Annotated in this window: 8 protein-coding genes and 1 pseudogene; 3 read left to right on the top strand and 6 right to left on the bottom strand. The window is 57.3% G+C overall.

The genetic code is table 11. From position 1 onward, the window contains the following. Positions 1 to 396: 396 nt before the first annotated feature. Together AC13CY_RS00190 and AC13CY_RS00195 are read left to right on the top strand one after the other, a co-directional pair. Complete coding sequence (locus tag AC13CY_RS00190) at positions 397 to 813, top strand: hypothetical protein (protein WP_062362941.1); 417 nt, start codon at positions 397 to 399, stop codon at positions 811 to 813. A gap of 188 nt (positions 814 to 1001) precedes the next feature. Beyond that, a complete protein-coding gene (locus AC13CY_RS00195; RefSeq protein ID WP_161491476.1) occupies positions 1002 to 1178 on the top strand; it encodes a hypothetical protein in 177 nt (58 codons plus the stop codon). Positions 1179 to 1217: 39 nt separating this feature from the next. Here the strand turns inward: AC13CY_RS00195 and AC13CY_RS00200 are convergent, their stop codons facing one another. The 5 genes from AC13CY_RS00200 to AC13CY_RS00220 form a co-directional block, all read right to left on the bottom strand. Further along, positions 1218 to 2621, bottom strand: coding sequence for a sigma-54-dependent transcriptional regulator (locus tag AC13CY_RS00200; RefSeq protein ID WP_062362938.1), 1404 nt, complete (start codon positions 2619 to 2621; stop codon positions 1218 to 1220). An 11-nt stretch (positions 2622 to 2632) separates the two neighbouring features. Next, positions 2633 to 4078 carry a sensor histidine kinase gene (locus tag AC13CY_RS00205; RefSeq protein WP_058577514.1) on the bottom strand — a complete coding sequence of 482 codons (1446 nt, stop codon included), beginning with the start codon at positions 4076 to 4078 and terminating at the stop codon, positions 2633 to 2635. Positions 4079 to 4103: 25 nt separating this feature from the next. Next, on the bottom strand, positions 4104 to 5264 hold the full coding sequence (locus AC13CY_RS00210) for a PQQ-dependent sugar dehydrogenase (protein WP_172515695.1): 1161 nt from the start codon (positions 5262 to 5264) through the stop codon (positions 4104 to 4106). Positions 5265 to 5386: 122 nt separating this feature from the next. After that, positions 5387 to 6262, bottom strand: coding sequence for an AEC family transporter (locus tag AC13CY_RS00215; RefSeq protein ID WP_062362932.1), 876 nt, complete (start codon positions 6260 to 6262; stop codon positions 5387 to 5389). A 68-nt stretch (positions 6263 to 6330) separates the two neighbouring features. Beyond that, positions 6331 to 7254, bottom strand: a complete 924-nt coding sequence (locus AC13CY_RS00220; protein WP_172514796.1) for a LysR family transcriptional regulator — start codon at positions 7252 to 7254, stop codon at positions 6331 to 6333. A gap of 190 nt (positions 7255 to 7444) precedes the next feature. Between AC13CY_RS00220 and AC13CY_RS00225 the strand changes: the two are divergent. Continuing rightward, positions 7445 to 9402 (top strand): annotated as a pseudogene (locus AC13CY_RS00225) (ligand-gated channel protein). 8 nt (positions 9403 to 9410) lie between these two features. On the opposite strand, the gene AC13CY_RS00230 reads toward AC13CY_RS00225, so the two are convergent. After that, a complete protein-coding gene (locus tag AC13CY_RS00230; RefSeq protein WP_044630761.1) occupies positions 9411 to 9671 on the bottom strand; it encodes a hypothetical protein in 261 nt (86 codons plus the stop codon). Positions 9672 to 9986: the final 315 nt, after the last annotated feature.

Genomic DNA, 9986 nt, shown 5'->3' on the forward strand with positions numbered 1-9986 from the left:
CCGGACCCGCTCCAGGGCCTCGTCGACGTTGATATCGCTGATGGTCATGTCACCGCATGGCATGTCGGTTGTCTGGGTACACTATGCAGAAAAATCAGGTGGTTGGCGACCCCCTACCCACAGCCAACTGAATAGTTACAATTATTATACATAAATGGGTGGGATGTGTCACAACGCGCCCGCCAGCCAGGCCATATTACGCCACATGTGCCATTTTGAACCCACGCCCATGACCCTGTCGTGACAGCGAACGGTGGCTACGATTTTTTAATAAGCTATTGTTTTTTTAAATATAAATGTATTTTTTTTCAATGTTGGCATGAAGTGTGAATGTGCCTTTTTAGAAAAGCTTGGCAAGTGACGCAAGCACGTTAGTCGAAAAAGGAGGCAATCTTTATGGATAAACAAGTGAGCCAATCGCGCAAGCGTCCACGTGTGCTGACACTGTGCATGTTAGCCGCAACCGTCAGCACCTTGGCCCTGGCGGGGTGTGGCAACGGCGAAGATGAAATGCCCCCGGCGCAGCAACCTGACACCATGGAGCAGGATGCGACGACCACGACGGCTCCGGCTACCGGGAACGAGCCTACCATGGCAGACGAGCCGATGAATGAAGACCCGGGCTTGGGCGAAGATCCCGCGGCGACGCAAGAGCCAATGCCGAGTGAGAATACCCAAGCGGGCGCTGTCAACGATCCTGAAGAGAATCCTGGTTTCGGTGAAGGCACCGATCCCATGCCCGGTGCTAGCGAGACCACTACCGACGACGTTAACACTACCGATGATGAAGACGACATGACTAACGGCCAATAGCCGTCAACGCTCCCTACGATGGTAAGCCAACCCAGCTGTCTGTTCCCTGCGGCTGCTCCACACGGTTTATCATCCTTTCGCCCCCGCGCCCGCGGGGGCTTTTTTTGCTTGTTTAAAGCGTATGACGGTGAGTTTGGGCGGTTGCAAGTTACCAGTCAGCCGCTAAGGTTAGGGGGCAGGCGCTACTGTTGAGCGCACTGCTCATGGCGGGCGTGCTGACAGGCTGCGGTGATTCCGAAGCACCGACCACCGATTCGAAAGTACCGACCGACGAACCTCAAGAGCCCATGGATACCGGCCCCATGGCGAATGATGGGCAAGCGACACGTGAGTCGACCGGCGATGGCGTGAGTGACCCGGAGTAAGCATGAAAAAGCCGGTCGGCGAGTGCGACCGGCTTGGACTTACTCCTCGCTATCTTCCAAACGCCGATAAAGAGTGCGGCGGGCGATGCCTAATACTTCGGCCGTCCGCCGTTTATTTCCCCCTGTCGCTTCCAACACTTTGCGAATATAGCGCTTTTCCACCTCTTCCAAACTTGGCCAACGGGCAGGCGCCGGGGCAGGAATTTGCGTGCCGGGTAGCACCTCGCCGCTTAGCGTTGGGGTACTGTCGGCACTGCTTTTTTGCTGGCTAGACTGTTCGCGCAGGCGCTCAGGTAAATCCTGATGCTGCAGTACGCCCGCTTCGCTGAGCGTTACCGCGCGCATAACTGCATTTTCCAGCTCACGCACATTACCAGGGTAGGTGTAGTTCAGCAGGCTATTGAGCGCCTCTGGCTCGATCTGTTCGATCTGTTTGCCTTGGGCTTCTGCGTGCTTATCAATCAGTGCGAACACCAAGTGTTCGATATCCGTGCCGCGCTCGCGTAGCGGTGGAATGCGCAGTGAGAATGTCTCTAAGCGGTAGAACAAGTCACTGCGAAAGTTCTCCTGCTCAATCTCTTTTTCCAAGTGGCGGTGGGTTGCGGCAATGATGCGCACATCTACTGGTTCCTCACGCTCGCCGCCCACGGGGCGAACGGTTTTCTCTTGCAGGGCGCGTAGTAGCTTGGCCTGCAGATTGATCGGCATTTCGCCAATCTCATCGAGAAACAGGCTGCCGCCCTGGGCGCTATGAAACAGTCCTTTTCTGGCCTCGTTAGCACCGGTAAAGGCACCTTTCACATGACCAAAAAACTCGCTCTCCATCAAGTCGGCGGGAATGCTGGCGCAGTTAACGGGAACGAAAGGCGCTTCGTGGCGGCTACTTTCTTGATGAATCGCTCGGGCCAGCAGCTCTTTGCCCGTGCCGCTTTCACCCAGGATCAAAATAGGTGCATCGCTTTTGGCTAATCGAGACGCATCGTGGAACAGTGACTGCATGGCTTGGCTTTTACCCACAATACCGTGGAAGTGACTGAGTTCCGCATCGTGGGGAAGGGACAAACGCTGTCGCTCCAGTACGCGAAATACGGCTTCGCGGATAGCATCTAAATCAAGTGGCTTAGTTAAAAAATCATCTGCGCCAAGCTTTAAGGCTTCTACCGCCTGGTCAATCGTGCCAAACGCGGTAATGACAATAATGCCTAGCTCGCTGCCACTCTGGCGTAGCTGCTGCAGCAGTTGAATGCCCGTCATGCCGGGTAGCCGTACATCGGTAATCATCATGGCCACTGGCGTGTGGCTAAGCAGGGCAATGGCCTCTTCAGCGCTGGGGACACCCAGTGTGTCATAGCCCGCGTCGTTGAGCTCTTCCTCTAATAACTCACGGATAGCGGCGTCATCTTCCACCACCAATAACGGTAAAAGGTGTTCCTGATGGGTCACAAACGTCGTCCTCAAGCGGATGCGGTTTCACTAAGGGGAAGCGTAATTTCAAAGCCAGCACCGCCAAGCGCGCTGTCAAATACGCCAATCGTCCCGCCGTGGTCGTTAATAATGCGGTGCACCATCGATAGTCCTAAGCCGCTGCCCTGGCCCACCGGCTTGGTGGTGAAAAAGGGGTCGAACACTTGATGATGATGCGAAGTCGGTATGCCTGACCCGTTATCTTCGACCCATACCGTAAGCTCGTCGCTGTGCGACTGGGCGCGAACACGAATATGGCTAACGTCCGGGGCTTGGGCGGCGTTGCGTAATAAGTTGGTCAGCACCTGCACAATTTGTTGACCGTTAACTAATAAATGGGGGGGAGGGGACGGAAGATCAATATCCAGATAGATATTTCGTGGTTCCAGCTCCTCCTCGACTAGCTCGCTGGCACTAATGATAAGCTGGTTAAGGGCTTGGTGTCCTTTCTCCACGTTATGTTGTCGGCCTAATTCCATCAGTTGGCGAACAATTTCGACGATTCGCTCTACCTCGCCGCGAATCCGGCCAAGCCTAGCACGCTCGTCGTCGCCAATCGTATCCCTGCGGGCCAACCGCTGGGCCTGGCCGTTGATGACTGTCAGCGGTGCGCCAATTTCGTGGGCCACCCCGGCGGCCAACACGCCAAGCTCTGCCAGTTTTTTGGATTTGCGCAGGCGTTTTTCCAGCTCGATTTCTCTCCGTTGGCGAGCATCGATATCACGATCTTTTTCGGCCATAGCGTCCAGCATGCCGTTCAAGCCCGACGCTAAACGGCGATACTCCGTCGGGCCGTCTACTGTGGCCCGTTGGCTGCGGTCGCCATCTTCCACTAGCAGCATGACGCGCAACAGACGGTTGAGCGGCCGCTCGATGTAGTGACGAAACCCCCACCAAATGCTGAACACGATGCCCGCCGCGCCAATCACGAAGACCAGCACGGCCACAATGCTGATAAACCCGGTGTAATTCTCAATGCCGGTATTGAGTCGGTTCACCTGCAACACCCCTTGCACAGTGCCATCTTGGGTGCGTAGTGGCGTGAGAGCAGAGTAGTAGGTCCAACCTTCCTGTTGTCGGTAGCTGCTGTGCAGGTCGTCGCGCTCGATGACCTGCTGAATCTCTTCCGGTGTGAACAGATCTTTACCCAGCCCAAGGCCGTATACCTCACGGCCTTGGGTATCGAATACGTAGGCCCCGTAGATGCGGTGAAACGAAAACGCCGACTGCAGCGCCTCTTCTAGCGGCGTGGCGCTGTCTCGAGCCACCGCATAGCTCAACGACGTGCTCAGCGCGCGAGTAATGATCTCGACTTCGGTTTGCAGCTTGGAGCGCACGTTGTCTTCCAGCGATTTGATCGCCACCAGGCTAAACACCACTAGGATAACGAAAAGCGGCACGATGACCGTTAAGATGATGAGGTTACGTAATCGCATCGTGCTTCCTGATGGTGGCTTAACGTTAGCGCTCGCTGGGCGTTAGGCGGTAAAGGCTGCCTTGGCCGCCGTCGGTTAGCAAATAAATCGCTTCATCTGGCCCTTGGCGCACATCGCGAATACGGCCGATCTCACCTTCTAAAATCAGCTCTTCATCGGCCACTTTGCCCTCTTCAAGAGTAAGGCGCAGCAGCTTTTGGCTGCTCAGACCGCCCGCTAATAGGCTTCCTTGCCAGGGCTCAAAGGCATCGCTAGTCACCTCGGCAAGACCGGAAGGGGCAAAGCGCCCATCAAAGCGATACACCGGGTCAACCATGCCAGGCTTAGATTCAACGCCTATCGGCTCGTTGGTACTATAGTCATTGCCTAAACTCACCTCCGGCCAGCCGTAGTTATTGCCAGGCACAATCTGATTCAGCTCATCACCCGTTCGCGGGCCGTGCTCGGTGGCCCAAGGTTCACCATTGCTGAGAACGGTTATGCCCTGAATATTGCGATTGCCCATGGTGTAAATTTCATCCAGTGTATCGTCGTCATCCACAAAGGGATTATCGCCAGGGGCCTCTCCGGTCTCGGTGAGCCGAAGGGTAGAGCCTGCGTGGTCATCGCTGGCCTGAGCGCGAGAAGGGTCTACGCCGCGGTCTCCGATGCTCATCAGCAGCGTGCCATCTTTGAGCCATGCCAAACGGGAGCCGTAGTGTCGGCCGGGAGAGGAAGCGCGATCCTGCACGAAAAGATGCTCAACGTCGCCTAACGAATCCCCTTTCCACTTAACGCGGGAGAGCGCTGAACGGCTGTTATCGCCCTCAGGCTTGCTCCAGGTAAAGTAGATCCAATCGTGCTCGCCATCGCCAAACTCAGGGTGCAGCGCCACATCCAGCAGGCCTCCCTGGCCGTTCTGACTCACCAGGGGCATGCCTTCCAGCGCCTGAGACTGGCCATTAGCGTCAACAAGATTTAACTCACCGCTGCGCTCGCTGACTAAGTAACGGCCATCGGGTAGAAACGCCACCGCCCACGGGTTCGCAAAACCATCGGCCACACGCTCAATGGTAATAACGAAGTGGTCGGTTTCCAGGGCATCTTGAACCACCTCCGCCTGGGCAGTGCTGGCAAGTAGCAGTCCTGCCAGGGAAGGCGCTACCCTGCGTGTAGCCTGTAAACGCAGTGAACGGCGTGGAGTCATCAGGGGGCCGACATATCGATTGGGCATAGCGTGTCGAGTTGGCATCGAGTGTCCTCTGTTAGCGCTGGATCAGAGTCTAAGTCTAGCAGTGACTGCCGTAAGCGGGCGGGTGTTCCCCGGCGCTACATCAACAGTGCCAACAGTACCGGTAAATAGATCAGCGCCATGAGCGTTGAGCAGAAGACTAAACTGGCCACATAAGCGGGTTCGCGCCGGGCGCGCTGGGCAAACAGATAGTTGAATACCGCCACCGGCATGCACATTTGCACCACCAAAATGCTCTGCGCCAGCGGCGGTAAGCCAAGCCAACCAGAAATAAACCAAGCGGCAGCGGCGGCCAGAGGGATACGGATCAAGCTAAAGCCAACCCCTGAGCGTAAGCTTTTCACCTGAATACTAGCGAGCGACACACCGAGGGTGATGAGCATCAGCGGTACTGTGAATCCAGACATTAAGTCAACGGTGTTGGCCATCCATAGCGGGAGCGGCGTGTCGGTCAACAGCAGGGCCATGGAAATTAAGATGGCATAAACCGTGGGGGTTTTAATCAGCGTTTTAATCGGGCTTCCGCTACTGCTGAGCACGGCTCCTAAGGTGAACTGAAACAGCGATACCGTCACCATCACCGTAATACCGTAAGCAAAACCTGCGCTGCCGAAAGCGTAAAGCACGACAGGCAGCCCCATATTGCCCGTGTTGGGATACATCATCGGCGCGATCAGTACCCGCCAATCTCGACGCAGCAGTTTGGCCACGGCAAAGCTGGCTGCCCCCATGCTGATAATGACCAGCGCGGTGGCCAGCATCATCTGCCCAAAGGTGCCGGCATCAATGTTGGCACCAGAGAGCGACGCCAGTACCAGCGCAGGGGTACCAATGTTGAAGACCAAACGCGTAATAAAATCGACGGGGTAGGGTTGCCCTAAGCGTACCCATAAAAAACCCAGCCCGGCACCGGCCAGCACTGGCGCCATGACGGCGAAGAGTTCAGCGAGCATTAACGTTCCTTGACGATCATCGGCCGCCTATTGTGGGTAATTAGGCGGCTAACTGGCAAGGCGAATTGCTAATGGGCGTAAACGGCGTTTGCGTGGGTTTGCCACTCGTTAGGCACCTGGTCACGCAGAAAGTCCAGCAGCGCGTTGACCCGGCGTGAGTGATGCCCATAGGCATACAGCAGCGTCACGGGTAAGGGGGCGGGCTCCCAGCCAGGCAGGCAGTTGACCAGATCCCCAGGGTGGTGGCGTTCGCGTTTCTCGACCACCCAGTGGGGCAGCAGGCCGATCCCTTGGCCATAGGCAATGGCATCGATGTGCAACGCCGTGAGATCTACCCGGAGTCGCGAGCGGGGCGCGTTGAACAGGTAGTCGGCGTGTTCGGGGTGATGCAGCAGCAGGCCGCTGGAGGCAGTATCCAACAAGTCGATCCAGGCATGCGCATCCAGCTCTTGGGGGTGTTGCGGTGTTCCCGCGTGGGCCAGATAGTGTGGGTTGGCGTAGAGGCCGCGGGTGAGGTGCCCCAGGCGCTCTTGGTTCAAGCCGCACTCATGGGTAGCGCCTAGCCAGATATGCACGCTGTTGCTGTGCATCTTAGTGGGCGGCGTTTCCCGAGTATGCAGGGTCAGCTCGACCTTGGGGTAGCGGGTTAAAAACGCATCCATCACCCCCGCCATCCAGCCTCGGGCCAGCGCACCGTGTACCTCCAGCGTCACTTTACCGCTGATCTCCTCGCGAAGTTCTGCTAGCGCCTCTTGGCTATGGGCGACCATGGCCAGCAGCTCGGTGCAGTACTGGTGAAACAGCAGGCCCGCTTCGGTGGGAATCAAACGGTTCGCCTGGCGACGCAGCAGCGGCTGGTTCAGGCGCGCCTCTAGCTGACTAATGCGGCGGCTCAACGTGGATTTAGCAAGCCCGAGCTTCTGTGCGCTGCGCGTCAGGCTGCCGGTGGTCATCACATCGGCAAAAGCGGCGAGTTCATCAAAATCGTACATAGTCGGGGCCACTGGGGGAACGAGGTCACGCCATTGTGCCACTTAATTGTTTGAATGAAAATAATTGCTATTTTTGTTCCGGTTGGTTGAACGCACCGTCCCGCCTCTTTGTGCAAAGAGTATGCAAAAATACAAATGCTAATAATTCGTATTTAAGTATAAGTGCTCTTTCAATTCAAAGGAACCCGCTATGTCTTTACGTTTGCGTCGTACGCTGCTGGCCAGCGCTATCTCATCTCTCGCCTGCGGGGCAGTTGCGGCTCAAGAAACGCCTCAGCTCAACGATATCGTGGTGACGGCCTCTGGCTTTGAGCAGCAAATCAGCAGCGCGCCAGCCCCATTAGCGTGATCTCCCGTGAAGAGCTGGAGCGTGGTCACTATCAAAACGTCACCGATGCGCTGCGGGATGTCCCCGGCGTGGTAGTGACTGGAGGCGGGGCAGGCGATAACGGCAATGACATCTCCATTCGCGGTATGCCTTCCCAATACACGCTGATTCTGGTGGATGGCCGCCCACAAAACTCCCGCGAATCACGCCCCAACGGCAGCGCAGGCTTCGAACAGGATTGGCTGCCGCCGCTGCAAGCCATCGAGCGTATCGAGGTGGTGCGCGGGCCGATGTCAACGCTATACGGCTCCGATGCCATCGGCGGGGTGATCAACGTGATTACCCGCAAGGTAGCGGATACCTGGCACGGCAACATCCAGCTCGATACCGTGCTGCAGGAAGACAGCGCCTCCGGCGACAGCCGCCAAGCCAACTTCTACCTAAGCGGGCCGCTGGTGGCGGATCGTTTAGGCCTGCAGCTGTATGGCCGCACCTCAGAACGCGACGAAGACGATATTGAAAACGGCTACGAAGAGAAGAGCTTGCAAAGCCTGACCGCACGGCTAAGCCTGGCCGCCAGCGATAACCACGACTTTACTGCAGAAGCGGGCATTACCGAGCAGGATCGCCGCTCGCTGGTTGGGCGCTCGGCGCCTGCGGAAGGGTGTCGTGGCGGCTGCACCGATAGTATTGGTGAATACACCAATAGCCATGTAGCGCTGACCCATAGCGGCCGCTTCGACTGGGGCACCAGCGAAACCTTCGTACAGCGTGAGCGCAGCGAAAACCAATCGCGGGATATCGAGATTACCAACACCACCGCGAAAACCAGCGCAGTGATTCCCTTGAGTATGGACATGCTCACCGTCGGCGCGAGCTGGGAAGAGGAGTCGCTGGAGGATGGCACCACCAACCAAATCTCCGACCGTACGGCGGTTGAGAACAGCCAGTGGGCGCTGTTTATGGAAGATGAGTGGATGCTGACAAACGCCTGGGCACTGACCGGCGGGCTGCGCCTGGACGATGACGACAACTATGGCAGCCACCTCAGCCCGCGCCTTTACAGCGTATGGAACATGACGCCGGAATGGACGCTGAAAGGCGGCGTGTCCACCGGCTACCGCTCGCCTAACCTGCGGGAAATTACCCCGGACTGGGGGCAAGTCAGCCGTGGCGGTAATGTTTATGGCAACCCTGACCTTGAGCCGGAAACCTCGCTCAATAAAGAGATTGCCCTGCTGTACGGCAACGACGCAGGCCTGAACGGCAGCCTGACGCTGTTCCACAACGATTTCGAAGACAAAATCACCCGTATCGCCTGCCCCATCGATATTTGCAATGCAGGCCCGAACCAGTTCGGCAGCGACCCCACGTACCGGGTCAACATCGATGACGCGGTGACCCAAGGGGTCGAGGCCAGTCTAGGCGCACCGCTGACCGACACGCTAGCGCTTACCGCCAGCTACACCTTCACCGATTCCGAACAGAAAAGCGGCGAGTACGCTGGCGAGCCGCTGACCCAGCTGCCCCGCCACCAGGTGTCGGCCACGTTGGATTGGGATGTGAACGCACGGCTTAGCCAGTGGACCAAAGTGAGCTACCGGGGTGAGGAGAGCCAGCCCACCACCGGGCCGTCACAAAGCGCGATTGTCGCGCCGTCCTACACCTTCGTGGATGCGGGTATTGGCTATCAGCTCAACGATAGCACCACGGTGAACGCCGGTATCTACAACCTGTTTGATGAGCGCATCACCTACGACGAATACGGCTATGTGGATGACGGCCGCCGGGTGTGGCTGGGCCTGAACGTCGCTTTCTAAACATCCTGTCAGTAGGCAATAGACGCGGCCACCGATGGGTGGCCGTGTTTGTTTATGCCCGCGACCAGCCCGGCCACCGACGAGGAGAGCAGCGCATCCTCCAGGGAGTTCACCGTGCCGACCAGGTTAAGCTCTTGATAAATCGGCTCCCGGTTGACGCTCGCCAGCTCGACTCGTGGGGCAGATTGGGCCAGCGCGGTGCTGGCGAAGAGTGAGAAGGCCAGTAGCAGTACAAAGGGGAGTGGGCGGGCAAGTGAAGGCACCGTCATAACAGGCTGTTTCCTAACATGAGTGAAAGGTGGTAAATGCGAAGGCGAGTAAAAGGCGCGCTGCTCATACTACCCAAGCGAGTGCGTTGACATATCCCTGAATCCGTGAAGCCGGCGCCGACACTTTCCCTATCACCGCCAGCGAGCACTTTTTGATCATTCGCCCCGTGCAAGTTGGCTTTCGCAAGCCCGTTATTGCCAAAACCCACCGTGCTGATCGGTGCTGACGGCCCGTTTTGTCATGCCTTTCCACCCGCCAGGCACGACATATCTGGCGATCGCGTGTCGCTTGGAACTGCTTGTGGATAGAGTGTC

Source organism: Vreelandella sp. L-15 (genome assembly GCF_056857635.1).

Coding starts and splice junctions, on each gene's coding strand:
- AC13CY_RS00210 (WP_172515695.1), bottom strand. CDS start 5,264: ATGACTCCACGCCGTTCACTGCGTTTACAGGCTACACGCAGGGTAGCG.
- AC13CY_RS00205 (WP_058577514.1), bottom strand. CDS start 4,078: ATGCGATTACGTAACCTCATCATCTTAACGGTCATCGTGCCGCTTTTC.
- AC13CY_RS00230 (WP_044630761.1), bottom strand. CDS start 9,671: ATGACGGTGCCTTCACTTGCCCGCCCACTCCCCTTTGTACTGCTACTG.
- AC13CY_RS00190 (WP_062362941.1), top strand. CDS start 397: ATGGATAAACAAGTGAGCCAATCGCGCAAGCGTCCACGTGTGCTGACA.
- AC13CY_RS00220 (WP_172514796.1), bottom strand. CDS start 7,254: ATGTACGATTTTGATGAACTCGCCGCTTTTGCCGATGTGATGACCACC.
- AC13CY_RS00215 (WP_062362932.1), bottom strand. CDS start 6,262: ATGCTCGCTGAACTCTTCGCCGTCATGGCGCCAGTGCTGGCCGGTGCC.